20 protein-coding genes and 3 pseudogenes are annotated in these 25,077 nt (G+C 75.1%); 13 read left to right on the top strand and 10 right to left on the bottom strand.

Going from position 1 to position 25,077, the window contains the following annotated elements; genetic code table 11:
- From MNY62_RS13400 to MNY62_RS13410, 3 genes and pseudogenes are all read left to right on the top strand, one after another.
- Positions 1–746, top strand: a pseudogene (locus MNY62_RS13400) (serine/threonine-protein kinase); the annotation flags it as partial.
- Between the two features lie 106 nt (positions 747–852).
- Positions 853–2,433 carry a leucyl aminopeptidase gene (locus MNY62_RS13405; protein WP_242344681.1) on the top strand — a complete coding sequence of 527 codons (1,581 nt, stop codon included), beginning with the start codon at positions 853–855 and terminating at the stop codon, positions 2,431–2,433.
- 79 nt (positions 2,434–2,512) lie between these two features.
- Positions 2,513–3,619, top strand: coding sequence for an arginase family protein (locus MNY62_RS13410; protein ID WP_242344682.1), 1,107 nt, complete (start codon positions 2,513–2,515; stop codon positions 3,617–3,619).
- Between the two features lie 87 nt (positions 3,620–3,706).
- Here the strand turns inward: MNY62_RS13410 and MNY62_RS13415 are convergent, their stop codons facing one another.
- Complete coding sequence (locus MNY62_RS13415) at positions 3,707–4,021, bottom strand: hypothetical protein (protein WP_242344683.1); 315 nt, start codon at positions 4,019–4,021, stop codon at positions 3,707–3,709.
- 187 nt (positions 4,022–4,208) lie between these two features.
- Here MNY62_RS13415 and MNY62_RS13420 point away from each other — a divergent pair, with 187 nt between their 5' ends.
- Positions 4,209–5,252 carry a pyridoxal phosphate-dependent aminotransferase gene (locus tag MNY62_RS13420; RefSeq protein ID WP_242344684.1) on the top strand — a complete coding sequence of 348 codons (1,044 nt, stop codon included), beginning with the start codon at positions 4,209–4,211 and terminating at the stop codon, positions 5,250–5,252.
- Between the two features lie 60 nt (positions 5,253–5,312).
- Here MNY62_RS13420 and MNY62_RS13425 read toward each other — a convergent pair whose 3' ends face one another.
- From MNY62_RS13425 to miaE, 3 genes are all read right to left on the bottom strand, one after another.
- Positions 5,313–6,356, bottom strand: coding sequence for a zinc-dependent alcohol dehydrogenase family protein (locus MNY62_RS13425; RefSeq protein WP_242344685.1), 1,044 nt, complete (start codon positions 6,354–6,356; stop codon positions 5,313–5,315).
- A gap of 280 nt (positions 6,357–6,636) precedes the next feature.
- Positions 6,637–7,971 (bottom strand): ferredoxin reductase family protein, encoded by a 1,335-nt coding sequence (locus MNY62_RS13430; protein ID WP_242344686.1) that lies wholly within the window; start codon positions 7,969–7,971, stop codon positions 6,637–6,639.
- A 354-nt stretch (positions 7,972–8,325) separates the two neighbouring features.
- A complete protein-coding gene (miaE, locus tag MNY62_RS13435; protein WP_242344687.1) occupies positions 8,326–8,892 on the bottom strand; it encodes a tRNA isopentenyl-2-thiomethyl-A-37 hydroxylase MiaE in 567 nt (188 codons plus the stop codon).
- A gap of 122 nt (positions 8,893–9,014) precedes the next feature.
- On the opposite strand from miaE, the gene MNY62_RS13440 reads away from it, so the two are divergent.
- Complete coding sequence (locus tag MNY62_RS13440) at positions 9,015–9,545, top strand: hypothetical protein (RefSeq protein WP_242344688.1); 531 nt, start codon at positions 9,015–9,017, stop codon at positions 9,543–9,545.
- Positions 9,546–9,570: 25 nt separating this feature from the next.
- Here MNY62_RS13440 and gluQRS read toward each other — a convergent pair whose 3' ends face one another.
- Complete coding sequence (gluQRS, locus tag MNY62_RS13445) at positions 9,571–10,542, bottom strand: tRNA glutamyl-Q(34) synthetase GluQRS (protein ID WP_242344689.1); 972 nt, start codon at positions 10,540–10,542, stop codon at positions 9,571–9,573.
- 169 nt (positions 10,543–10,711) lie between these two features.
- Between gluQRS and MNY62_RS13450 the strand changes: the two are divergent.
- The 5 genes and pseudogenes from MNY62_RS13450 to tkt all read left to right on the top strand — a co-directional run.
- Positions 10,712–12,307, top strand: a pseudogene (locus tag MNY62_RS13450) (4-alpha-glucanotransferase); the annotation flags it as partial.
- The gene (locus tag MNY62_RS13455) at positions 12,291–15,347 is read left to right on the top strand and encodes a malto-oligosyltrehalose synthase (protein WP_242344691.1); all 3,057 of its coding nucleotides are present in this window, start codon (positions 12,291–12,293) and stop codon (positions 15,345–15,347) included. The pseudogene MNY62_RS13450 and the gene MNY62_RS13455, both read left to right, overlap by 17 nt.
- A 3-nt stretch (positions 15,348–15,350) precedes the next feature.
- Positions 15,351–15,572: pseudogene (locus tag MNY62_RS13460) on the top strand (histidine phosphatase family protein); the annotation flags it as partial.
- Between the two features lie 60 nt (positions 15,573–15,632).
- Positions 15,633–15,797 (top strand): hypothetical protein, encoded by a 165-nt coding sequence (locus MNY62_RS13465; protein ID WP_242344692.1) that lies wholly within the window; start codon positions 15,633–15,635, stop codon positions 15,795–15,797.
- 112 nt (positions 15,798–15,909) lie between these two features.
- Entirely contained in the window at positions 15,910–17,907 is a 1,998-nt protein-coding gene (gene tkt, locus MNY62_RS13470; RefSeq protein WP_242344693.1) for a transketolase, read from the top strand.
- Between the two features lie 161 nt (positions 17,908–18,068).
- Here the strand turns inward: tkt and MNY62_RS13475 are convergent, their stop codons facing one another.
- The 3 genes from MNY62_RS13475 to MNY62_RS13485 all read right to left on the bottom strand — a co-directional run bounded on the left by MNY62_RS13475 (position 18,069) and on the right by MNY62_RS13485 (position 21,108).
- Complete coding sequence (locus tag MNY62_RS13475; protein ID WP_242344694.1) at positions 18,069–18,410, bottom strand: LuxR C-terminal-related transcriptional regulator; 342 nt, start codon at positions 18,408–18,410, stop codon at positions 18,069–18,071.
- A gap of 258 nt (positions 18,411–18,668) precedes the next feature.
- Positions 18,669–20,039, bottom strand: a complete 1,371-nt coding sequence (locus MNY62_RS13480; RefSeq protein ID WP_242344695.1) for a trypsin-like peptidase domain-containing protein — start codon at positions 20,037–20,039, stop codon at positions 18,669–18,671.
- A 91-nt stretch (positions 20,040–20,130) separates the two neighbouring features.
- Positions 20,131–21,108 carry an ABC transporter substrate-binding protein gene (locus MNY62_RS13485; protein ID WP_242344696.1) on the bottom strand — a complete coding sequence of 326 codons (978 nt, stop codon included), beginning with the start codon at positions 21,106–21,108 and terminating at the stop codon, positions 20,131–20,133.
- A 71-nt stretch (positions 21,109–21,179) separates the two neighbouring features.
- Here MNY62_RS13485 and MNY62_RS13490 point away from each other — a divergent pair, with 71 nt between their 5' ends.
- Complete coding sequence (locus tag MNY62_RS13490) at positions 21,180–22,886, top strand: NAD+ synthase (protein ID WP_242344697.1); 1,707 nt, start codon at positions 21,180–21,182, stop codon at positions 22,884–22,886.
- A 60-nt stretch (positions 22,887–22,946) separates the two neighbouring features.
- Here the strand turns inward: MNY62_RS13490 and MNY62_RS13495 are convergent, their stop codons facing one another.
- Together MNY62_RS13495 and MNY62_RS13500 are read right to left on the bottom strand one after the other, a co-directional pair.
- A complete protein-coding gene (locus tag MNY62_RS13495; RefSeq protein WP_242344698.1) occupies positions 22,947–23,624 on the bottom strand; it encodes a hypothetical protein in 678 nt (225 codons plus the stop codon).
- Positions 23,621–23,872, bottom strand: coding sequence for a hypothetical protein (locus tag MNY62_RS13500; RefSeq protein WP_242344699.1), 252 nt, complete (start codon positions 23,870–23,872; stop codon positions 23,621–23,623). Before MNY62_RS13500 ends, MNY62_RS13495 begins: the two co-directional genes overlap by 4 nt.
- A gap of 246 nt (positions 23,873–24,118) precedes the next feature.
- On the opposite strand from MNY62_RS13500, the gene MNY62_RS13505 reads away from it, so the two are divergent.
- On the top strand, positions 24,119–24,454 hold the full coding sequence (locus MNY62_RS13505; protein WP_242344700.1) for a hypothetical protein: 336 nt from the start codon (positions 24,119–24,121) through the stop codon (positions 24,452–24,454).
- A gap of 152 nt (positions 24,455–24,606) precedes the next feature.
- Entirely contained in the window at positions 24,607–25,044 is a 438-nt protein-coding gene (locus tag MNY62_RS13510; RefSeq protein ID WP_242344701.1) for a hypothetical protein, read from the top strand.
- The last annotated feature ends 33 nt before the right edge of the window (positions 25,045–25,077 follow it).

Below are 25,077 nucleotides of genomic sequence, written 5' to 3' on the forward strand. Positions count from 1 at the left end.
GGCGCGCCCGCGAAGGCGCGAGCTGGCTGCGCGCGCACCCGCCCGTGGCCGCCGGCCTCGCCCTCGTGGCCGTGGCCGCGGTGGTGGTCGCCCTCGTCGCGGGATCGAGCCGCGGAAGGACCGCCGCCGACGCGCGCGCGCTCCTCGCGGCGCAGAAGCCCGGCGCGGCGCTCTCGCTCGTCGATCGCGCGCTCTCCTCCCACCCGGAGGACGCCGAGCTCCTCCTGCTCCGCGCGCGGGCGCTGCACCGCCTCGGCGCCGCCGGCCCCGCGGTCACCGCCTTCGCCGCGGCGCGCGCCCAGGCGCCGCTCGACGACACCGCCCGGGCGAACCTCGTCGAGGCGCTCGCGGCGGAGCGATCCGTAGCGGACCGCGCGCACCGGCTGCTCCTCGACGAGGGCGCCGCGGCGGTGCCCGCCGTGCTCCACGGCGCGCGCGAGGGGGCGCCCTGGCAGCGGCTCCGGGCGCTCGAGCTCGCGCGCGATCTCGGGGTCGAGGAGCGGCTCGACAGGGCGGCGGCGTACGGCGCGCTCCGCGACGCGCCCGCCTGCGACGTCCGCCGCGCCGCCGCCGAGCGCCTGGGCGAGGTCGGCGATCCCGCCGCGCTCCCCGCGCTGCGCCGGGCCGCCGGCGCCCGGGCCGAGACGAAGGGGATCTTCGGCATCACGCGCCAGGTCCCGGCCTGCGGCGCGGCCGAGGCCGCGGCGGCCGCCCGGCGCGTCGAGGCGGCGTCCCGCCAGCCCTGAGTGCCGGCGGACGCCTGCGCCGCGCGCGCGGTCGTGCTAAACGACGCCGGCACTCTCTACGGCGCTCCCTCCGCCCCGGCGGGGCGCGGGCTCGCGAGGAGACCGGATGGCGCGGACGAAGGCGACGGCAGCGAAGGCGACGACGGCGGCGAAGCTCGCCGCGGTGAAGGCGACGGGCACCCCCGCGGCGGAGCTCGCGGCGGATGCGCTCGCGCTGCCGGTGTACGAGGAGGACGTGAAGGGCGGCCTGCGCGGGCACGTGAAGGCGCTCGACGCGAGGCTGGGCGGCGGCCTCGCGGCGGCCGCGAAGGCCGAGCGGTTCGAGGGGAAGCCCGGCCAGGAGCTGGCGCTCCCGACCCTGGGGCGCGCGCCCGCGGGCCGCGTCCTGCTCGTCGGCGTCGGACCGCGCGCGAAGGCGAGCGCCTTCGCCGCCGCGGGCTTCGAGCCGCTGCGCGTCGCGGCTGGCAGGGCCGGCCGCATCGCGGCCAAGGCCGGCGCGCGCTCCCTCGCGGTCGCGCTGCCCGAGGAGGGGATCGACGACGTCGCCGCCGCGGCGCGCGCGCTGGCGGAGGGCGCCCTCCTCGGAGGCTACGGGTTCCAGCGCTACAAGAGCGGGGATCCGAAGCGCACGCCGCTCGCCGAGCTCACGGTCGCGGTGCCGGCCGGCGCCGAGCGGCTCCCGGAGGTGAAGGCCGCGCTCGAGCTCGCGCGCGAGGTGGCCCTCGCGGTCGGCTGGGCGCGCGATCTCGTGAACCTCGGCCCGGCGGACTGCACGCCGACGCTCCTCGCCGAGCAGGCGGTGGCGCTCGCGCGCGAGGCGAAGCTCGCGACCGTGGTGCGCGGCCCGAGGGAGATCGCCGCGCTGAAGATGGGGATGTTCCTCGGCGTGACGCGCGGCTCGTCCGAGCCGCCGCGGCTCGTGACGGTGAGCTACGTCCCGAAGGGCCCGGCGGCGAAGAAGGCCCCGGTCGTGCTCGTCGGCAAGGCGATCACCTTCGACTCGGGCGGCCTGTCGCTCAAGCCCACCGAGAGCATGGTGACGATGAACACGGACATGGCGGGCTCGGCGGCCGTGCTCGGCGCGATGCGCGTCATCGCCCGCCTCGCCCCGCCGTTCCCGGTCCACGCGGTGCTGGGCGCCTGCGAGAACATGCCGGGCGGCAAGGCCTACAAGCCCTCCGACGTGCTCGTCTCGTACGCGGGCAAGAGCGTGGAGATCACCAACACCGACGCGGAGGGGCGGCTCGTCCTCGGCGACGTGATCGCCTGGGCGGCGGAGACGCTGAAGCCCGGGGCGATGATCGACGTCGCGACCCTCACCGGCGCCTGCATGGTCGCGCTCGGCCACACCACCGCCGGCCTGTTCGGCCCGGACGGCGCGACGGTGGACGGGGTGCTCGCCGCGGCGCGCGCGTCGGGCGAGGAGATCTGGCGGCTCCCCATGACGGAGTCGCTGAAGGAGCAGCTCGAGAGCGACCGCGCCGACATGAAGAACACCGGCGAGCGCTGGGGCGGCGCCATCAGCGCGGCGCACTTCCTCCACGCGTTCGCGAAGGACGTGCCCTGGGCGCACCTCGACATCGCCGGCCCGTCGCACGCGCCGAAGGAGCGCGGCTACGTCGCGAAGGGCGGCACCGGCTTCGCGGTCCGGACGCTCGTCGAGTTCGTGCGCGGCTTCCGCGGGTGAGCGCGGGGCGCCTCGCGCGTGGCCGCGTGGCCGCGCGAGGGGCGCTGCGGCGCTCCCGCCGCCGGGATAACCTTTCCCCGTGAACGCGACCGACGCGCTCGTCCGCATGCTCCGACCCGCCGGCGGCGGGGTCCACCTCGTCTCGACCGGCAAGGCCGAGCAGCTCGCGCTGCAGCGCCGCCTCTACGGCGCGGCGGACGAGGACGCCGTCCGGGCTCGCTGGCGCGAGGACCTCGCCCGCGCCGCGGGCGCGCGCGCGGTGCTCCTCGGGATCCCGTCCGACACCGGCGGCGGCGTGCAGCGCGGCGCGAACCTCGGGCCGGGCGCGATCCGCGCGCGCCTGCTGGAGGACGATCCGCGCTGGCCGGAGCGGGCCCGCGAGGCCGGGCTCGTCGATCTCGGCGACGTGTTCGTCGTCCCCCAGCTCCTCGAGGACGACATGCTCTCGGAGGCGCAGCGCGCCGCGAGCGCCCGCGCGCTCTACCCCGACCTCGACGAGGCGGAGCGCCGATCCTGGCCGGTGTCGCCCCTGTCGATCGCGGAGCGCGCCCTCACCCTCGTCCTCGCCGGGAACCCGCGCGCCAAGGTCTTCGCCCTCGGCGGCGATCACTCCGCCGCCTGGCCCGTGGTGAAGGCGCTCGCCGCGGCCCGCCCCGGCCTCGGCGTCGTCCAGATCGACGCGCACACCGACCTCCTCTCCGAGCGGCTCGGCGTCCGCTACTGCTTCGCGACCTGGTCGTTCCACGCGAACGAGCTCCTGGGCCGCGGCGGGCGGCTCGTCCAGGTCGGCACGCGCGCCTCCGGGCGCGACCGGGCGCACTGGGAGTCGACGCTCGGCGTCCGGCAGTTCTGGGCCGCCGAGGTGCGGCGCGATCCCGCCGCCGCGCTCGAGGCGATCGTCCGCCACGTGAGGGCGTCCGGCGTGAAGGAGGTCTACTTCTCGAACGACATCGACGGCACCGACGCGGCGTTCGCGGACGCGACGGGCACGCCCGAGCCGGACGGGCTCGCGCCGGACTTCGTGTCGGCCCTCGTCGCGCGGCTCGGCCGCGAGGTCGGGCTCGCGGGCGGTGACGTCATGGAGGTCGCCCCGCACGTCGCCCGCAGCGCGGGGGGCGGGCCGCGCACGGTCGCCCTCGCCGCGCGGTACCTGCGCGAGACGATCGACGCGACGCTCGCGCCTTAGCGGCGCCCCCAAAAGGAAAGCCCCGGATCCGTCGGATCCGGGGCCTCGGGTGTTCGGACGGGATCGAGCGGGTCGCTCGTCGAGCCGTTACGCCTTCGCCTTCTCGGCGGCCTTCTTGGGAGCGGCCGGCGTGAGCCCGATGATGGCGCCGATGGCCGCGCCCGCGGCCGCACCGGCCACGGCGAACAGCGAGCCGACGGCCGTGACGCCGAGGACCATGCCGAAGACGATGAGCGCCCGGGCGGCGAACGACGCGGTGACCGGCGTCCCGAAGATGCCCCCCGCGAGCATCACGCCCGCGTAGCCGCCGTAGAGGAGCGCGGGCAGGAGCGCGACCGCGAGGAAGAGTGCGAGACCGACGCCGGCGCCAACGAGAGCAGGAACCTTCGAGTTCTTCGTCATGACCGTTTCTCCTTTTCGTCCCGGGGCCGTCCGTCCGGCCACCCACTCTCGCCAATGTGCATCGGGTCTGCCACGCCGTTCGCGTCTCGTTCCGCGGGCTTCCGAGGGGCCGTGTCGGGATTCCCCGACGCGGCCGCCGGGCCGCCCGACAGCCGGAGCCATGCGGGTGCTGTGCTACCCTCACCCCGTGAACGCCTTCAAGCCGCACCTTGTCGCAGTCGCCGATTACCCGTACGCGAAGGTCGATGCGCGGGTGAAGCTCGACCAGAACGAGAGCCCGGAGGACTTCCCCCTGGAGCTCAAGGCCCGCGCCCTGGCGCGCCTCGAGGCGCTCTCCTGGAACCGCTACCCGGAGCTGCACGCCGAGGACGTTCGCACGGCGCTGGCGCGCCACGAGGGCTGGCCCGAGGAGGGGATCGTCCTCGCCCCCGGCTCGAACCTGCTCGTCCTGGCGCTCGCGCAGGGCGCGCGCTCGGTGCTCGATACCGCCCCGGCGTTCCCCTACTACAAGGGGGGCGCGACCGCGGCCGGCACGCCGTACCGCGCGGTCCCCCTCGGCGACGGCTTCGCGCTGCCCGTGGACGCGCTCCTCGCCGCGATGGAGGGGCCCCCGGGCGTCCTGTTCCTGCCGAACCCGCACGCGCCCACCGGACGGCTCTTCGAGACCGAGCAGGTGGAGCGGCTCGCGGCGCGGGCGCGCGAACGCGACTGGCTCCTCGTGGTCGACGAGGCCTACCACGCGTTCGCGGGCACCGACTCGCGCCCGCTCGCGCGCGCGAACCCGAACGTGGCGGTCCTGCGCACGTTCTCCAAGGCGTGGTGCCTCGGCGGCATCCGCGCCGGCTACCTGCTCGCGGCGCCGCGCGTCGCCTCCATCGTCCGCGCGCTCGTGCCGCCCTTCTGCATCCCCGCGCACACCGGCGCGATCCTGCTCACCGCGCTCGAGGCGCCGGGCGCGTTCGCGCCGATCCACGCGCGGATCCGCGCGGAGCGCGCGAGGCTCCTCGCCGGCCTCGCCGCGCACCCGAGCTGGAAGCCGTACCCGAGCGCCGCGAACTACCTGCTCGTGCGCACGCCGGACGCGAAGGCCGCGTTCGACGGGCTCGTCGCGAAGGGGATCCTGGTGCGGCGGCAGGACCACTACGCGGGGCTCGAGGGGTGCATCCGGATCTCGGTGGGGACGCCGGCGGAGAACGACGCGCTGCTCGCGGCGGCCGCGGCGATGAGGTGAGGTCGATCGCGGCGCGCGGACCGCCCCGCCGGCTCGCGGGGCGGGGCCGCGCCCGTTCCATCAGTCCGCGGACTTGATGATGACCTTCAGCGCCCTCTCCTTGGCGGCGTTGGCGAACGTCTCGTAGGCCTTCACGACGTCGTCCAGCATGAACTCGTGGGTGATGAGCTTGCGCGGGGCGAGCCGTCCCGCCACGACGTTCTTGAGGAGCATCGGGGTCGTGTTCGTGTCGACGAGGCCCGTCGTGATCGTGACGTTGCGGATCCAGAGCTTCTCGAGCTTCAGGGAGACGCTCTTGCCGTGCACGCCGACGTTCGCGACGTGCCCACCGGCCGCGACGATCTCCTGGCAGACGTCGAACGTCGCCGGGATGCCCACCGCCTCGATGGCGACGTCCACGCCCTTGCCGCCGGTGAGCGCCATGACCTTGTCGACCGCCTTCCCGTCGCCGCTGTTCACGGTGTGAGTCGCGCCGAGGCGCTCCGCGACCTCGAGGCGGTTGTCGTCGAGGTCCACCATGATGAGCTCGGCCGGCGAGTAGAACTGCGCGGTGAGGAGCGCGGCGAGCCCCACAGGACCGCCCCCGACGATGGCCACCGTGTCGCCCGGCTTCACCGCGCCGTTGCGGACGCCGACCTCGAAGCCGGTGGGGAGGATGTCGCTCAGCATGACGAGCGCGCCCTCGTCGACGCCGGGCGGCACCGCGTAGAGGCTCGTGTCCGCGTACGGGATGCGGACGTACTCGGCCTGCGTCCCATCGATGAGGTGGCCCAGGATCCAGCCCCCGTTCACGCAGTGCGAGTACATCCCCTTCTTGCACGCCTCGCACTTGCCGTCGGAGGTGATGCAGGAGATGAGGACCCGGTCGCCCTTCTTGAAGTTCGTGACGGCCGGGCCGGCCTCCTCGATGACGCCGACCCCCTCGTGTCCGAGGATCCGGCCGTCGGTGACCGCCGGGACGTCGCCCTTCAGGATGTGGAGGTCGGTGCCGCAGATCGTGGTCTTCACGACCTTCACGATCGCGTCGGTCGATTCCTTGATCGCCGGCTTCGGCTTCTCCTCCCACGCCTTCTTTCCGGGTCCGTGATAGACGAGCGCCTTCATCGGAACCTCCTCCGTTCGTGGAACGTCCTGGAGCGCGGCGCGAGCGAGCCGCGCCACCCGCAGCGTCGCCAAACCGCGGCTGGAATGGCAGGACCACGACGGATGCCCGCCGCTTTTCCTGGAGGACGGGGCGTCCCGCCGAGGAGGAGCGGCCGAGCCCGCGCACCGGGGCCGACGAGGCGGGCACCGAGCTCCGCCGGCGGTCCGGGCTCCGACGAGCCGCTCGTCGTGCCCGGCCTCGGGCCGCGCGAGGCGCGCGCTGCGGAGGCCGTCGCCTCCCTCACGCGAGATGGAACCGCTCCGCGTGCACGTCCCCGAGCGGCACGCCGAGCCGCGCGAGGGCGCGCTCGATCGCGTCCATCATCGGCGGCGGGCCGCACAGGAAGTAGCCCCGCCGTCCGTCCCGCGGCGCGTGGCGCGCGAGCAGCTCCTCCGTGACGTGGCCGGTCTCGCCCGTCCAGCCCGGCGGCGGCTTCTCGAGGACGTGGACCACCGTGAGCCGGAGGCGCCGCGCGAGCGCGGGCAGCTCGTCGCGGAACGGCGTGCGGTCCCACTCGCTCGTCGCGAAGACGAGGACGTGCGGGCGCGAGTCGCCCCGGTCCGCGAGCGTGCGGATCATGGAGAGGCAGGGCGCGATCCCGATCCCGCCGGCGATGAACACGTAGCCGTCGGCGTCCGGGAACGCGTCGACGCTCATCGTGCCGAACGGCCCGTCCACGTAGGCGCGGTCGCCCGGCTTCACCGTCGCGACGACCCGCCGGGTGAAGTCCCCGATCGCCTTCACCGCGAGCTCGACGCGCGGGGCGCGCTGCGCGCTGCCGGAGAAGGAGAACGGGTGCTCCGCCGCGGCGAAGGGCGAGCCGCCGAGCGTGAGCCAGACGAACTGGCCGGCGCGGAAGCGGAAGCCGTCGTGCCGGTGTGGATCGAGCACGATCGACACCGCGTCGCCGCGCTCCGGCCGGACCTCGCGCACCACGTAGGGCCGGCGGAGCAGGGCGAGCGGCTTCGCGAGCCGGACGCGCAGGAGCAGCGCCGCCCACCCGAGCGTCCAGGCGATCCAGAGCCAGCGCACGATGGGCGCGCCGAGGAGCCGCCGCGCCGCCACCGCGTGCCACAGCGCGAACAGCACCGCCGTCGCCGCGGCGAGGCCGTGCAGCCGGCGCCAGGCGTCGTAGGGGATCCGCAGCGCCCGCCGGGCGTAGGAGGTCACCGCCAGGATCGCGAGCGCGTAGAGGGACACGACCCCGGCGGCGACGGATCCCGGCGCGTCCCAGGGCACGAGGAAGCCCGCGATCGAGGCGGCGTCGGGCGCGAGCAGCACGATCGGGTGGAGGAGCGCGAAGGCGAGCGCCACCGCCGTCACGTACCGGTGGAACGCGTAGACGAGGTCCGTTCCGAACGGCGGCGCGAGCCACTCGAAGCGGGCAGTGAGCACGAACTGCATCGCCATCGTCGAGAGCGCGAGGAAGCCGAGCGCGGAGGCGAGCTCCTCCCGGAAGGACGCGGCGTTTCGGCTCGGGACCGCGGCGAGCCAGAGGAGCGGGTAGAGCGCGAGGAGGACGTAGAGCGCGAGCCAGAGGGCGGAGTGGGTCAGATCGCGCGAGCGGACCCTCACGGCGCGCCCCGCCCCGCCATCGCCCGCGCGAGCGCGAAGAGCACCGCGGCGGTCGCGAGGAGGATCCCCGCGCCGGCCGCGGCGATCATCGCGAGCCTCTGGCGCACGCCGCCGTTCTAAACGACCGAGCACGATTCCGAAACAGACACGAGCGAAGCGAGCCCGCCGGGGCGGCCCCCCGCGAGCGGCGGAGCCCCCCGCGGGGGCGCCCGGGGCCCCGCGCGCCGGGGGGGGCCCCCGACGAGCTCTGCTCGGCGGGGCGGGGGCGCAGCCCCCGTCAGAACATCGCACGTCCCTGGCGCTGCCCGCCCGGGGGAGCCCTGCCGTTCACGACCCGGGAGAGCCCCCCCCCTGTCAGTGAATCCGTGGCAGGAGCGGCAGGCGCGCGACGATCCGCGCCTCCTCCTCGGCGAGCTCGGCGAGGCGGGCCTCCACGTCGCCCGACCCGTGCCGCCGCGCGAGCTCGACGAAGAGCCGCTCGTGCCCCGCCTCGGACTGCGCGAGCCGGGCGTAGAGCTCCCGCAGCCGCGGCTCCTCGAGGGCGCCGGCGAGGAGCGCGAGCCGCTCGCAGCTCCGCGCCTCGATGAGGGCGGCCGCGAGGAGCCGGTCCAGGAGCCGCCCCGCGCCGCCGCGCACGCATCGCAGCAGCGCCTGCGCGTACGGATCGCCCGTGTCCGGCGGGAGCGCCACGCCGAGGCGGCCCATCTCCGCGAGCACGGCGAGGAAGTGCTGCAGCTCCTCCTGCGCGAGCCTCGCCACGGCGCGCACGAGGTCCGGGCGGTCGGGGTGCTCCGCGACGAGCTTCACCGCGCTCGCCGCCGCCTTCTTCTCGCAATGCGCGTGGTCGGCGAGGATGGCGGGGAGGTCGGCGCGCGCGAGGTCGAGCCAGCGGGGATCGGTGCGGGAGCGGAGGAGCGACACCCGCGGGATCTAGCGGGTGGGTCCCTCCCTCGCTCGCCCGCCCCCCCGAGCCGGGCTCGGACGGGGGTGCGCGCATGCGCACCTTCGAGACAGGGCTGGGGCTCGACCGGGAAGGGGAGCGCATGCGCGTTCGGACGGCGGTGGCGGTGGCGGTGCTCGCGGCGGCGGGGGTCGCGCGGGCGGGGGTGTCCCTGGGCGTCGAGGCGACGATCGGCGCGGAGAAGCTCGGCGTGCAGCGCGCGCCGCTCTCGAACGAGGCGCTCCTGCCCATGGGCCAGCTCGGCGGCACGGTGCTCCTGCGCCTCGGCACGCTCGCGGTGGGCGCCGCGGCCGGCGGCTACTTCCACCGCTCGCAGCTCGAGCGTTACGACGCGAGCGGCCTCGCCGGGCTCGCCTTCGACGTCCTCCCCATCCTGCGGATCGAGCTCCTCGGCGAGCTGGGCGCCGCGAACCTTCGCACGCGCGCGGATCTCGGCGCCGCCGTCGCGGGCGAGTGGTCGACGTTCTACGGCGCGCGCCCGGGCGTCTCGCTGAAGCTCCCGGTGTTCCCGCTGCGCGTCGGCGTGTGGGGGCTCGCGCGCTGGGGGCTGCCCGGCACGGACTCGCGCGAGCCGTCCCTCGGGATGCTGGGACGGGTGGGGATCGACTTCTGATCCGACTGGGCGCGCCGCCGGGGACTCAGCGCGCGAAGGTGACGAGCGCCTCGACCCGCGCCGCGCCGAGCGTCGCCGGCCGGCGCGGGATCTGCGCGAGGGCGAAGCCCGGGACGAGCTCCGCGGGACGACAGCGCGCGCCCGGCGGCGCGAGCCCGGACAGCTCGGCGAGGAGCCCCACCACCGCCTCTGGCGCCACGCCGCGCTCGCGCAGCTCGGCGAGCGAGATCGCGCCGTGCCGCTTCGCGAGCCGCTCGCCGTCCTCGCCGACGACGAGCGGGACGTGCGCGAACCGCGGCGCGGCGAGCCCGAGCGCGCGGTAGAGCTGGAGCTGGCGCGCGGTCGAGGAGAGGAGGTCGTCGCCGCGCACGACGTCCGTCACCTGCATCGCCGCGTCGTCCACGACGACCGCGAGCTGGTAGGCGGGGACGCCGTCCGCGCGCGCCACGACGAAGTCCCCGACCGAGCCCTCCACGTCGAAGGCCTGCGGGCCGTGCACGCCGTCCTCGAACGCGACGAGGCCCGGCTCGGCGCGGAACCGCCACGCCGGCGCGCGGGTGCGCGCGCGCAGGGCGCGCTCGGCGGCGGAGAGCGCGCGGCAGGTGCCGGGGTAGCGCGGGCCCTCGTCGGACGGACCGTGCGGCGCCTGCGCCGCGGCGGCGACCTCCGCGCGCGAGCAGAAGCACGGGTAGACGCGCTCCTCCGCACGGAGCCGCTCGAGCGCGGCGGCGTAGAGCGGGCGCCGCTCGGACTGCCGGTACGGGCCGGAGGGCCCGCCGACGTCCGGCCCCTCGTCCCAGTCGAGCCCGAGCCAGGCGAGCTCGGCGAGGATGCGCGCCTCCATGCCCGGGCGGACGCGCGGCACGTCCAGGTCCTCGACGCGCAGGGCGTAGCGGCCGCCGGGCGCCCGCGCGGCGAGCCAGGAGAGGAGCGCCGTGCGGGCGTTGCCGAGGTGGAGCGGACCTGAGGGGGACGGTGCGAAGCGGCCGCGGATCAAGGCGTGCCTTGGGTGGCCGCGCGCGCGGCCGGGATGCGGGGGGTCGGCCGCGCGCCGGTGGGCGTCTCACCCCGCTTTTCAGGTGCCGGATGGGCGCGCCTCCTGATAATCCCCTGCCCCCGATCGCCACAAGCGCAAACCTTTCGAGCGCGGCCGAAGGGCCCGCTCACGAGCCCGCTCCTCCATGCCCCGACAGGCCGGAATCCTCCTCCCGCTCTTCTCCATGCGCTCCGCCCGTGACTGGGGCGTCGGCGAGATCCCGGACCTCGTCCCGTTCGCCCGCTGGTGCGCCGGCGCGGGCTTCTCCATCGTCCAGGTGCTGCCGGTGAACGAGGCCTCGCGGGGGCAGAGCAGCCCCTACGGGGCGCTCAGCGCGTTCGCGATCGATCCCGTCTACCTCGCCCTCGGCGGCCTCGAGGACTTCGAGGCGGCGGGCGGCGAGGGCGCGCTCTCCGCCGAGGATCGCGAGCGGCTCGCGCGCCTCCGGGCGGCGCCGTCGGTTCGGTGGGACGAGGTCCGCGGGCTGAAGCGGCGCGCGCTCGAGCTCGCCTTCGCGCGCTTCGAGCGCGACGAGTGGTCCCGCGGCACGGCGCGCGCCCGGGCGCTCGAGGCGTTCCGGCGCGAGGAGGCCGCCTGGCTCGAGGACTACGCGCTGTTCGTCGCCATCCACGACGACGCGCTCGGCGGCCGCGCCTGGATGGAGTGGCCCGAGCCGCTGCGCGATCGCGCCCCGGAGGCGCTCGCCGACGCGCGCGCGCGCCTCTCCCGCAAGATCCTGTTCTACGCCTGGCTGCAGTGGCAGCTCGAGGAGCAGTGGCACGCCGCCCGGCACGCGGCGAATGGCGTCGGTGTCGACCTCGCGGGCGACCTGCCGTTCATGGTCGCGACCGACTCCGCCGACGTCTGGACGCGGCGCGGCGACTTCCGGCTCGACGCGCGCGTCGGAGTCCCGCCCGACGCCTTCAGCGCGACCGGGCAGGACTGGGGCCTGCCCGTCTACCGCTGGGACGTCATGGAGCGCGAGGGGTACCCCTGGCTCGTCGAGCGCGCGCGCCGCATGGCGGACCTGTACGGCCTCTACCGCGTCGATCATGTCGTCGGCCTCTACCGGACCTACTACTTCCCGAACGACGGCAGCGCGGCGGCGTTCATCCCCGAGGGCGAGGAGGCGCAGACCCGGAACGGCGAGCGCGTGCTCGGGGTCTTCTCCGCCGGCGCGCGCGTCATCGCGGAGGACCTCGGAACGGTCCCGGACTTCGTGCGCGCGTCGCTCCAGCGGATCGCCGTGCCGGGCTACCGGGTGCTTCGCTGGGAGCGGGAGTGGAACGCGCCCGGCCAGCCGTTCCGGGACCCGCGCGCGTGGCCGGCGCTCTCGGTCGCCACCACCGGCACCCACGACACCGACGCGCTCGCGGACTGGTGGGACGCCATGCCCGACGAGGAGCGCGCCGCCTTCCTCGCGCTCCCCGAGCTCGCCCCCCTGCGCGCGCGCGGCAAGGTCCCCTTCGACGACGGCGTGCGCGACGCGCTCCTCGCGCTCGTCTACGGCGCAGGCTCCGACCTCCTCCTCCTGCCCTTCCAGGACGCGTTCGGGCTGCGCGAGCGGGTGAACGTGCCGGGGACCGTGAACGACGGGAACTGGACGTACCGGATGCCGCGCGACCTCGGCGCGCTCGCGGCCGATCTCGCGGGGCGCGACCGGCTGCGCGCGCTCTCGGAACGGAGCGGGCGGATCGCGAGGGCCTCGGGTGGCGGACGCGACTGAGACGGCGACCGGGTCGGCGGAGGCGACCGCGCAGGCGGCGCTCGCGGAGGAGCTCATCCTCGCCCTCGGGCAGGAGCTCGCGCGCGGCGTGGGCGTGACCCGCCGTCCCGCCTCGACCTACCGCCTCCAGCTCCACGGCGACTTCGACTTCGAGGACGCTGCGCGCGTCGTCCCCTACCTCCACGCGCTCGGGGTCTCGGACCTCTACCTCTCGCCCATCCTCGAGGCCGCGCCGGGGTCGCGGCACGGCTACGACGTCGTGAACCACGGTCGGCTCAACCCGGAGCTGGGCGGCGAGGAGGGCTTCCTCCGGCTCGCGGCCGCGTGCGCCGAGCGCGGCATGGGGATCCTCGTCGACTTCGTCCCGAACCACATGGGGATCGGGGCGAGGAACCCGTGGTGGATGGACGTGCTCGAGAACGGGCCGTCGTCGGTCCACGCCCCCGCCTTCGACGTCGAGTGGCTCCCGCTCAAGGCCGAGCTCGGCCACAAGGTCCTCGTCCCGCTGCTCGGCGATCAGTTCGGCAAGGTGCTGGAGGCGGGCGAGCTCACGCTGGCGCGCGAGGGGGGCACGCTCGTGGTCCGTTACTGGGACCACGTCTTCCCGGTGGCGCCGCGCTCCGTGCCGCAGCTCCTCCGCCACCGCCTCGGCGAGCTCCGCGCAGAGCTCGGCGCCGGCGATGTCCACTACCAGGAGCTCGAGTCCATCTGCGTCTCGCTCGAGAAGCTGGCGCCGCGCACCGACACCTCGCCGCAGGCGGTGGCGGACCGCGCGCGCGAGAAGGAGGTCGCGAAGCGGCGGCTCGCGGCGCTCTGCGACGTGAGCCCGCGCGTGCGCGCGTTCGTCGACGAGAACATCCGCATCTTCAACGGCAAGAAGGGCGACCGGCGGAGCTTCGATCTGCTCGAGCGGCTCCTCGAGGGCCAGGCCTACCGGCTCGCCTTCTGGCGCGTCGCCGGCGAGGAGATCAACTACCGCCGCTTCTTCGACGTGAACGCCCTCGCGGCGATCCGCATGGAGGAGCCGCGCGTCTTCCAGGAGGCGCACCGGCTCGTGATGGGGCTCCTCCGCGACGGGCGCATCACGGGCCTCCGCATCGACCACCCCGACGGCCTCTACGCGCCGCCCGCCTACTTCCGCCGGCTCCAGGCGTCCTACCTCGTGGAGCGCGCCCGCGCGCTCGCCGCCCGGCGCGGCACGCCGCTCGACGCGGAGACCGAGGCGCTCGTGCTCGAGCGGCTCTTCGAGGCGCTCGAGTCGGGCCGGCTCCCCGCGAGGCCGCTCTACGTGGTGGTCGAGAAGATCCTCGTCGCCCCCGAGCGCATGCCGGACGGCTGGGACGTGGACGGCACCACCGGCTACGAGTTCCTCGCCGCCGTGAACGGGCTCTTCGTGGAGCCGGAGGCGGAGCGCGCGTTCGACGGGATGTGGACGCGGCTCTCGGGCCGCCGCGAGCAGTTCGCGGACGTCGTCGCGGACAAGAAGCGGCTCGTCATGTCCTCCTCGATGGCGGGCGAGGTGAACACGCTCGCGCACCGCCTGAACCGCATCAGCGAGATGAACCGGCGCACGCGTGACTTCACCCTGAACGAGCTCACCCGCGCGCTCGTGGAGTTCGTCGCGCTCTTCCCGGTCTACCGCACCTACGTGACCCGCCGCGGCGAGGTGGACGATCGCGACCGCGCGCTCGTCGAGCGCACCATCGCGCGCGCCCGGCGGCGGAGCCCGGTGGTGGATCCGTCCATCTACGACTTCCTCCGCGACGTCGTGCTGCAGCGCTATCCCGAGGGGCTCACGGAGGACGAGCGGCGCGAGTGGCTCGAGTTCACGCTCAAGCTGCAGCAGGTCACGGGCCCCGTGACGGCGAAGGCGGTCGAGGACACCGCCTTCTACAGCTACGTCCGGCTCGCGTCCCTGAACGAGGTCGGGGGCGAGCCGCGCCACTTCGGCTCGACGCCGGAGGAGGTCCACGCGCTCCTCTCCGAGCGGCAGGCGCGCTTCCCCGGCTCGCTCTCGGCCACCTCGACGCACGACACGAAGCGCAGCGAGGACGTGCGGACCCGGATCGACGCGCTCTCGGAGATCCCCGCCGACTTCCGGAGCGCGGTCCTGCGCTGGCACCGGATGAACCGGCCGCACGCGGGGGGCGAGAACGGCAGCGCCCCCGACCGCGCGGACGAGCTCCTCCTCTACCAGACGCTCGTCGGCGCGCTGCCGGACGGCGGCGTCGCGCCGGGCACCCGCGCGCACGCCGACCTCGTGGGGCGCATCCAGGGCTACATGGAGAAGGCGATCCGCGAGGCGAAGGTGCACACGAGCTGGACGAGCCCGAACGAGGACTACGAGTCCGGCGTCCGGACCTTCGTCGAGCGGAGCCTCGCCGCGCCCGCCTTCCTCGCCGACCTCGGCGCCTTCGCCGCGCGCACGGCGGCGGCGGGCCGGCTCTCCTCGCTCGCCCAGGTGGCGGTGAAGTGCGCCGCGCCGGGGGTGCCCGACGTGTACCAGGGCTGCGAGCTGTGGGACCTCTCGCTCGTCGACCCCGACAACCGCCGCCCGGTCGACTTCGGGCTGCGCGCGCGCACGCTCGAGGCGCTCTACGCGGAGGTCGCGCGCGGCCCCCACGCGCGGCGCGCGCTCGCGCGGCAGGTGTCCGCCCCGGAGGCGCTCACCGACGGCCGCGCGAAGCTCCTCCTCCTGCACGCCGCGCTGCACGCGCGCCGCGAGCACCGCGAGCTCTTCCTCGCCGGCGACTACCGCCCGGCGGTCGCCGCCGGCCCGCACGCCCGGAGCGTGTTCGCGTTCGCCCGCGCGCACGGCGGCAACGGCGGCCGCGCCGCGCTGTGCGTCGTGCCGCGCCTCGTCCTCGGGCTCCTCGAGGCGGACGGGGGGCGGATCCGCTGGGAGGGAGCGCTGCCCGTGCCGCACGGGCTGCCGCGCCGCTGGCGAGACGTCGTGACCGGCGCGGTGCGCGAGGGGGACGCGCTCCCGCTCGAGGAACTCTTCGCGGACTTCCCCGTCGCGCTGCTCGTCTCGGAGTGACCCCTGGCCGGCCGCGTCTACCTCGTCCGTCACGCGGACGCCGCCCCGCGGACGACCACGGACGAGGCCCGTCCCCTCACGCCCGCCGGCCGGTCACGCTTCGAGGGCCACGCGACCGCGCTCGCGCCGGCGCTCGCGCTCTCCGCGATCCGGACCTCGCCCCTCGAGCGCGCCCGCGAGACGGCCGCGCTGCTCGCCGCCGCGACCGGCGCGCCGGTCGACGAGGAGCCCGCGCTCGCGTGCGGCGGCACGAGCGGGGCGGGCCTCCTCGCCCTCGCCCGGCGCGTGCCCTCGGGCACGGCGCTCGTCGGCCACAACCCGGAGATCGCCGAGGCGGTCGCGCTCGCCGCCGGCCGCGGCCTGCCGGTCCCGCCGGGCACCGTGGCCGCGCTGGAGATCGCGCCCGACGGCCTGGTCGCGCTCGCCTGGATCCGGCCTCCGGGCTCCTGAGGGCGCTCTGCGCACCGCGCGCGATCGAGCGGCCAGCCGCCCGGCGGCGGTCCCCCTTGATCTCCCTCCCCCGCTGGGCGATGTTGCGCCCGCGAATTTACGGAGGAACCCCGTGCCGAGCGCGAGCAGAGATCTCGTCGAGAAGGCGGTCAACACGATCCGCATGCTGTCCGCGGACGCCGTGCAGCAGGCGAACAGCGGCCACCCCGGCATGCCCATGGGCGCCGCCGACATGGCCTTCGTCCTCTGGACGCGCCACCTGCGCTTCGATCCGAAGGAGCCGCGCTGGCTCGGCCGCGACCGGTTCGTGCTCTCCGCCGGCCACGGGTCGATGCTGCTCTACTCGCTCCTCCACCTCGCCGGCTTCGACTGCACCCTCGAGGATCTGAAGAAGTTCCGGCAGCTCCACTCGCGCACCCCCGGCCACCCCGAGTTCGGCTACCTGCCGGGCGTCGAGATCACGAGCGGCCCGCTCGGCCAGGGCTTCGCGAACGGCGTCGGCTTCGCGCTGGGTCAGGCGATGCTCTCGGCGAAGCTCGGCCCGGGGAACCCGCTCGAGGACCACTTCGTCTACGCGATCGTCTCCGACGGCGACCTCATGGAGGGCGTCGCCGCCGAGGCGGCGAGCTTCGCCGGCCACAACGCGCTCGGCCGGCTCGTCTACCTCTACGACGACAACGAGATCACCATCGACGGCCACACCTCGATCGCCTTCACCGGCGAGGACGTGACGAAGCGGTTCGAGGGCTATGGCTGGCACGTCCAGGAGGTCGATGGGCGCGATCACGACGCGATCGACCGCGCCATCCAGGCCGCCAAGGCGGAGAGCGGGAAGCCCTCGCTCATCCGCGTCCGCACGACCATCGGCTTCGGCTCGCCGGGCAAGGCGGGCAAGTCGTCGGCGCACGGCGCGCCCCTCGGCGAGGCGGAGCTCGCGGCCACGAAGAAGAACCTCGGCTGGCCGGAGGAGCCGCGCTTCCTCGTGCCGGACGACGTCCGTGCTTACTGGCGTGACGTGCAGGCGGAGAAGGCGCGCGAGGTCGAGGGCTGGCGCGCGAAGGAGCGCGCCTGGCGGCAGGCGAACGGGGAGAAGGCGGCGCTGCTCGACGTGCACGTCGAGCGCTGGGTGCCCGAGCGGATCCTCGAGCGCGTCCTCGACGGCGCCGCCGGCGCGGAGGCGACCCGCAAGCTCTCCGCCGCCACCATCCAGAAGATCTCGGCCCTCGTGCCGTGCCTCGTCGGCGGCTCCGCGGATCTCGCCGAGTCGAACCTCACCGACATCAAGGGCGGCGGCTCGTTCTCGCCCAGGAACCCGGCCGGCCGGAACGTGCACTACGGCATCCGCGAGCACGCCATGGGCGCCATCGCGAACGGGCTCGCCTACGACGGGCTCCACATCCCGTTCACCGGCACGTTCCTCCAGTTCGCCGACTACATGCGCCCGCCGGTGCGGCTCGCCGCGCTCTCCGGCCTCCAGAACATCTTCGTCTGGACGCACGACTCGATCTTCCTCGGCGAGGACGGCCCGACCCACCAGCCGATCGAGCACCTCACCGCGCTCCGCGCGATCCCGAACCTCCACGTCTGCCGGCCGTGCGACGGCGACGAGGTGGCGGTCGCGTGGGCGCACGCGCTCACGCGGCGGAACGGCCCGACCGCGCTCATCCTCTCGCGCCAGAAGATCGCGCCCGTGAAGCGCGACGGCGACTTCGACGCGGAGGCGGCGCTCCGCGGCGCCTACGTCGTCGCGGCCCCGCAGGGCGCGCGCTTCTCGATCGTCGCGACCGGCGCGGAGGTGCCGCTCGCGCAGGCCGCCCTCGAGCTCCTCGCGCAGAAGGGGCTCCACGGGCGGCTCGTCTCGGTGCCGTGCCTCGCGTGCTTCGAGGCGCAGCCGAAGACCTGGCAGGACGAGGTGCTCCCGCCGGCGTTGCCGGCCGTGGCGCTCGAGGCGGCGCGCGGCCTCGAGTGGTGGAAGCTCGTCAAGGACGGGCTCGTCATCGGGATCGACCGCTTCGGGTCGAGCGCCCCGGAGAAGGCCCTCGCCGAGGAGTACGGCTTCACGCCCGCGAAGGTCGCCGGGCGCATCGAGGCCTGGCTCTCCGCGCGGTAGCAGCCGTCAGCGCCGACCTCGCGGCGCTGCGCGGATGCGCGGCCCCAAACGGATCGCGCGCCCACCCCCGCACCCCCATTCCGGGGCGCGCGGGAAAGCGCGCGGCCACACTTCGATCGTGGATGAACGCGCCGCTCTTCGGGGCGGCGGTCGGCCTGCGGCTAGCGAGCGACGACGGCGGAAGAGGCCGCCGCGGCGGTCTGGGGCTGCGCAGGGACGATGGGGCGCGGCTCGATCCGCTCACCCTTCGCGAGCATCTTGAGCGACAGGGCGAGGAGGCTCGCGAGGAGCTCACCGGAGCCGGGGACGTCGAGCTTGCGGTAGATGCGCTTGCGGCGCGCGCGGATGGTCTCCGGCGAGACGCCCGCCGCAGCCGCGGAGTCCTTGCAGGCGAAGCCCTGGGCGATCCGGAGGACCTCGGCGCGCTCCGCAGGCGTGAGCGTCGTGCCCTCCATGAACTTGGCGGCGAACGGCGTGAGGATCTCGATATCGATCTGAGCCATCGTTTCTTCCCCGGAAGGGCCCTCAATGTAGGGCCGTTTCGCCGACCAAATCGAGACTCAGCCGAGCAACTGCTGCCCCACCGCACCCCTGCTCGGTCGCCCGTCGTCGGCGAAGGGACGATAATAACGCCCCACCCGGTTGCCACCCCCCGGGCACAACTATTTTATAACGCCCCGTTCTGACAGCTGAATTCGAGCTTGTAGTCCCAGCGGGGGTAGAGGTGGCAGCCTGATCGCCTCCCCAGCCGTATCCCCACTTCACGGGAGGGCAGGATGCTGCCGTTCTCCCGGGCTGGAACCTCCCCGCGCGTCGCGCACGGCGCCTCCGCTCGCGGGCTCCCGCCCCGGCGGCCCGATCACCGCGAGCCCGTCCGCGCCGGCCTGCGTCGCCGCGACGAGGTCCGCCTGCTCCTCCTCGCGACGGTGGATCCGCTCGGCCACCCGCGCGCGGACGAGCTCCGAGCGCGCGCCGTCGCCGCCCTCCTCCGCCCGGCGGTAGCGCACGACGAGCGCGAGCTGCTCCCAGAGGGCGTCGCGCAGCTCGCTGTCGCCGGAGCTCGGGCCCGCGTCGAGCACGGCGAGCTCGACGCGCGTCGAGAGCGGGTAGCTCGCGTCGAGCAGGGAGAACCGCACGACCCCGCCGGAGGCCTCGACCCGCACCGCGCGCCCTCCGAAGGGCATCACGATGGGCCCCCTCGCGAGCGCCGCGCGCGCGGCGGCCGGATCGGCGCCGGGTTCCCGCGCCGCGATCTCGCGCGGCGAAGGGCGCAGGTCCGCGAGGAGCCCGCGCAGCTGATCGATGCCGATGACGACGTTCAGCCCCTGCGCGCCGCGGTAGCCCGCATGGTAGATGCCGACGAGCTCGGGCTCGCCGGTGGAGCACGACACCGCGAGCACCGGGCTCCCCGAGCTGCCGAGGTTGAGGAGCGCGTCGACCGCGAAGTCCTCGTGGTCCCACCCGCGATCGAGGTCGCGCTGGCCGACCGCGATGACGCGCCCCGCGTTGGCGGCTGGAAACGCGCCGAGCGGGAAGCCGCGCACGAGGACGGCGTCTCCGACGCGGAGGTCCGCTGCGCTGCCGGTGTGGTACGGCAGCGTCCGGAGCTTCGCGGGGGCCGAGAGCACCGCCACGTCGAGCGCCGGGTCGGACACGACGGGGGTGAGCGCGAGCTGGGCGGGCGCGTCCGGCTCCGCCTCGTTCGCGACGATCCGGATCTCCTCGCGCACGCGCCGCGAGCCGGGCGGGACGCCCTCGAGCTCCACGCCCTCGCCGGTCACCTCGGGGAAGTCCACGACGTGGTGGTTCGTGGCGAGGAGCGACTCGTCCCCGCGGAGCCGGTACGCGAAGCCGGTGCCGTGGCGGACCTTCGTGTAGTACTGCCGGCGGAGCTTCCCCCCGCGCCCGTACGACAGCTGCTCGTACACGGCGGTCGCGCGCAGGCAGTACACGTAGTCCGCCGCCGGCCGGGCCTCGCGCTCGCGCGCGGCGGCCTTCATGGCCGAGAGGGTGTCCGCGTACCGCCCGGCGCACTCCACCCGCGGCGCGCCGCGATCGGCGGCCGGTGCGGGGGCCGCGGCGGCGACGCCGAGGGCCAGGGGCAGGAGCACGCGGGCGGCGCGGACGTGCATCGGGGTGAAGCTAGGTGCCCGCCGAGCGGGTGGCGCCTGCGTCGAAGGGTCCTCCCGAGCGGTGCCTCGCGAGAGAACCGGCAACTGGCCTTCACCTCACGCTCGGCGTCCCCTCCGTGAATCCCTCCGGCCAGCGCGCGAGCCGCTCCGCCTGCCGCGCGGTCTCGGCGGCGAGGGCGTCCCAGTCGAACGAGAGCGTCACGAGGTTCCCGGCCGGCTCGACCCCGACCGGGATCGGCACCTCGTGGCGCAGCGGCAGGAGCCCGGGGATCCTCGCGACGAGGATCCGCTCCGCGTCGGGGCCGGCGAGCCACGCCGCGAGCGAGCGCGCGGCATCGGACGCGCCGCCGAGGAGCGCGACGGCGGTGGGCAGCGCGACGGCACCGGCGCCGACCTGGTCCGGGTAGACGACGTCGAGCGGCGTCGCGCTCGCGGCGGCCGCCGCGCCCTCGAACGAGCCGGTGAGCCCGAACGCCGCCTCGCCCGAGGCGACGCGCGCGCGGACCTCTCCGTCCGAGCCGGCGAGCTGCGGCGCGTTGCGGGCGACGAGCGCGAGGAACCGGCCGGCGCTCTTCTCGCCGTACGCGAGGGTGAGCGCCGCGATCGTGACCGGGCCCGCGCCCTTTCCGAACGGGACGAGCGCGACCTTGCCGCGGGCGCGCCGGTCGGCGAGATCGCGCAGGTTCGAGGGCGCGAACGGGAGCCGGGCGCGGGGCGAAACGAGCAGCACGCGCGCGCGGGCGCCGAGCGGTGCGAAGCGGCGCTCCGCGTCGCGCCAGCGCGCCTGGACGTCCTCCGCCGCCGGAGCGCTGCCGGGGACGAGCCGCTCGCCGAGCGCGAGCGCCTGGGCGGGATCGCCGGCCCAGACGAGCTCCGCCTCGTCGGCCCGGGCGGTGCGGATCACCCGCGCGACGCCGAGGTGCGCCGCCACGTCGGCGAGCACGTCGGCGGGCAGCTCCGGCGCGACGAAGACCTTCACCTCGGGGAGCGTCCGCGCCGGGCGCGAGCAGGCGAGCGCGAGCGCGAGCGGGAGCACGGCGAGGACGCGGCGGCGCGCGATGGCGGTCATGGCGGCCTCGGCGGGCCGGCTCCTCGCGGAAGTGCGGGCGCGGCGCGCGGTGGGCAATGTAACATCCTCGCGTGGCCCCCCAAGGACGCATCGCCCTCGCGCAGGTGAACACCACGGTCGGGGACTTCGCCGGGAACGCCGCGAAGATCCGCGCCGTCACGGAGCGCGCGCGCGCCGACGGCGCGGCGCTCGTGATCTTCCCCGAGCTCGCCCTCTGCGGCTACCCGCCGCGCGACTTCCTCGACCTCCCCGAGTTCCTCGAGCGGGCCGCGCGCACGCTCGCCGAGCTCGCGGCGCCGGCCGAGTGGTCGCGCGGCATCGCGCTCGTCGTCGGGTTTCCGGAGGGCGTCGCCGGCGCGCCGCCCCCCGGCGTCTACAACTCGGCGGCGCTCATCTCGGATGGCCGCGTCGTCGCGGTGGGGCGCAAGTCGCTCCTGCCCACCTACGACGTGTTCGACGAGGCGCGCTACTTCCTCCCCTCCGACACGTCGACCACGGCCGAGGCGGGGGGCGTCGGCCTCCGCATCGGCCTGTCCGTGTGCGAGGACGTCTGGAACGACAAGCGCTTCTGGGTCCACCCGCGCTACGCGCGCGACCCCATCGCGGAGCTCGTGAAGGCGGGCGGCGCGGGGCTCGTCGTGAACATCTCCGCCTCGCCGTACGCCATGGGCAAGCCCGCCCTGCGCGAGCGGATGCTCGCGACGAGCGCGGCGGGCCACGGCGCGCCCATCGCCTACGTGAACCAGGTGGGAGGCAACGACGCGCTCGTCTTCGACGGCGGGTCGATGCTCGTCGGCAGGGACGGCGCGATCCTCGCCCGCGCCCCGCTCTTCGAGGAGGTGCTCCTCGTCGCCGACCTCGCCACCGGCGCGTCGGCGACGATCCGGCTCGACGGCGAGAAGGTCGCCATCGCAGCCGGCGCCGCCGATCCCGAGGCGGACGAGGTCCACTGCGCGCTCGTGCTCGGCGTCCGCGACTACGTCCGCAAGTGCGGCTTCAGGAGCGCGGTCGTCGGGCTCTCCGGCGGGATCGACTCCGCGCTCACCGCCTGCCTCGCCGCCGACGCGCTCGGGCCGGAGAACGTCCTCGGCGTGGCCATGCCCTCCCGCTACAGCTCGGCCCACTCGCGCGAGGACGCCGCCGCGCTCGCGGAGAACCTGGGGCTCCCGTTCAAGGAGATCCCCATCGAGCCGATGCACGCGGCGTTCATGGCGCAGCTCGAGCGCGCCGAGGGGAAGCCGCTCGGCGATCTGGCCGAGCAGAACGTGCAGGCCCGCATCCGCGGCCAGATCCTGATGGCGATCTCGAACGACACGGGCGGGCTCGTGCTCTCGACCGGCAACAAGAGCGAGCTCGCGGTCGGCTACTGCACGCTCTACGGCGACATGGCGGGCGGCCTCGCCGTCATCGGCGACGTGCCGAAGACCCTCGTGTACCGCGTCTCGCGCGCCGCGAACGCGCGGGCCGGCCGCACGCTCATCCCCGAGCGCACCTTCACGAAGCCGCCCTCCGCGGAGCTGAAGCCCGGCCAGGTGGACCAGGACTCGCTGCCGCCCTACGAGATCCTCGACGACATCCTCGAGGCCTACGTCGAGGAGCGGCTCCCGCTCGACGCCATCGTCGCGCGCGGCCACCCGGAGCCGACCGTCCGGCGCGTGCTCCGCATGGTCGTCGCGAGCGAGTACAAGCGCCGCCAGGCGGCGCCGGTGCTGAAGGTGAGCGAGAAGGCGTTCGGGGAGGGGCGGCGGTTCCCGATCGCGCATGGGTACCGGTACTGACGCTAGCGCCGTCCGCGTCGGACGCGGCACGGCGCGCGCGTGCGTCGCGAGGCGATCCGTCTAGCGAGGTAGGTCGGGGGCCGGGTCCAGCGGGACGACGACGGCTTCTGCCGGCTTCTGCAGGCTCGAGAAGTTCCACTGCACGTGGAACGGCTCGCCGGGCCGCGTCCAGTCCTCGTATCCGGCACTCCCCTCGCCACGGATGCTGATGAGGAGCGCGCCGCGATGGCTCGGCGCGGGGTTGCGATAGGCCTCGGCGCGCTTGCTGTCCAGCACCAGAGACCACGCGAGGTAGGCGTCATCCGGAGCCTCGCCGTACAGGGGCGACGCTCGACGGCGGCCAGAGTCTCGCGTCTCCAGCACGACGCTGGCGGCAGGGTGGTCGAGGTCCACGCCGAGATTCACGAACGCGAGCTCCTCGTCGAGCTCCTCGTTGCCGGGCAGGAGCACCTGACGCACGTCGAACGTCACCTCGCCGCGCCCGTCGGTCTCACCGCGCCTGGCGAAGGCGAGCTTTCGCCCGATGTCCGGCTCGAGCGCGGGGACGACTCCGAGGAACCGGTCGCGCCGGACGATGGTCTGGAGGGAGTACGTCACGGGCACGTTCGCGAGAGGCTCGCCCGTGCGCGAATCCACCACGCGGATACGGATCGGCCGAACGTCCACCACGCGCTCGGGGGGCGACCAGCACCCGAGGGCGACGACCAGGGCGAGCACCCAGAGCGGCGGCCACCTCATCGACGGAGCTCCCGCGCCAGGCCGACGAGCGCAGCCACCAGGACGACGGCACCGCCGACGAGGAGCGACACGTTCTCGATCCAGTCCCGTCGTGTCGCGAGCCCGGGGTGGCTCATCGTGAGGAGCACGACCTGGAATCCCACCCACGTCGCGGCGCCCGCGGGCAAGAGGACCGTCAGCCAGGCGCAGAGCGCCCACCACCGGATGCCGTTCTCCACCATCCGTCCCCCAGGGGTCGTTCGCGCCACCGGCCGAGACTGCCAGCAAAATACGCAATTGTCACCCTTCGTACGTGTCGCACTCGGAGCGCAGGCGCCGTCCGCGGGAGGTCCTCACGATGCGGGTGCGACGCCGACGCACCCGCGCACGGGTCACGAGGCGCGGCCGCGTACGCACCGGTCGGACCATCGACTCCGCCACCTCCACCGGCAGCCGCGGTCGCGCCTCGCCGGGAACGCGCTGCGCCGGTGCGATGGGCCCGTTAAGCCCCCGCCATGATCGTCGTCGCCGTCCGGGACCTGCTCTTCCGCTCCAAGATCTCCGCCGCCGCCGAGCGGCTCGCGGTGCCCATCGTGCTCGCGCCGCGCGACCGGCCGCTCGCGGACGTCGTCCGCGAGGCCCCGGGGGCGAGCGTGCTCGCGGATCTCAACCAGCCGGGCATGGTCGGGGAGCTCGCCGCGCTGAAGCGCGACACCGGCGCGCGGGTCCTCGGCTTCCTCGGCCACCTGCAGGCGGACCTCATCGAGGCGGCGGAGGCGGCCGGGGTGGACGAGGTGATGACGCGCGGCCAGCTCACCGGCCGGCTCGACGAGGTGCTGCGGCGCGGGTGACGCCGTCCAGCTCCCCGCGAGGCCGCCCTGCACCCGCGGCGAACGCCGTGCGACATCGACGCGCAGCACCTCTGCGTGACGAGCCGCACAGCGAGCCACCGTTAAGCTCCGCCGGGGCGCCGCCGCGCCCGACTCCTCGGAGGGAACACACCTTGAACGACCTGCTCCGGTTCCTCCACATCCTCTCCGCCTCTGCCTGGCTCGGCGCGACGCTCTGGGTCGCTGGGGACGTGCGCCGCACGCTCGCGCTCGGGCGGCCCTACCCGGCGGGCCTCGCGGCGCGCGTCGCTCCCGCGATCACGCTCGACGTCGTGATGGGCGTCGCGACCGTGCTCACCGGGCTCCTCGTGCTCGCCTTCCAGGGCGTCCACCCGCGCACCGGGATCATGATCGGCTTCACGCTCACCCTGATCCGGATCGTCGTGGTGCTCGCCGGGCTCCGGCCGGCGTGGCGCGCGATCGCGACCCGGCTCGCCGGCGGCCAGGACGTCCCGCCCGCGGACCCGGCCGTGAAGCGGATGGCGATGTGGTCCGGGATGGCCCACACGCTCTGGCTCGTCGCGCTCGCGACGATGGTGTTCCCGGTGTGAGCGCGCTCCCTTCGACGGGCTGAAGGGCGCGAC

The sequence above is a fragment of the Anaeromyxobacter terrae genome (assembly GCF_022690685.1).
Taxonomy (GTDB): domain Bacteria; phylum Myxococcota; class Myxococcia; order Myxococcales; family Anaeromyxobacteraceae; genus Anaeromyxobacter; species Anaeromyxobacter terrae.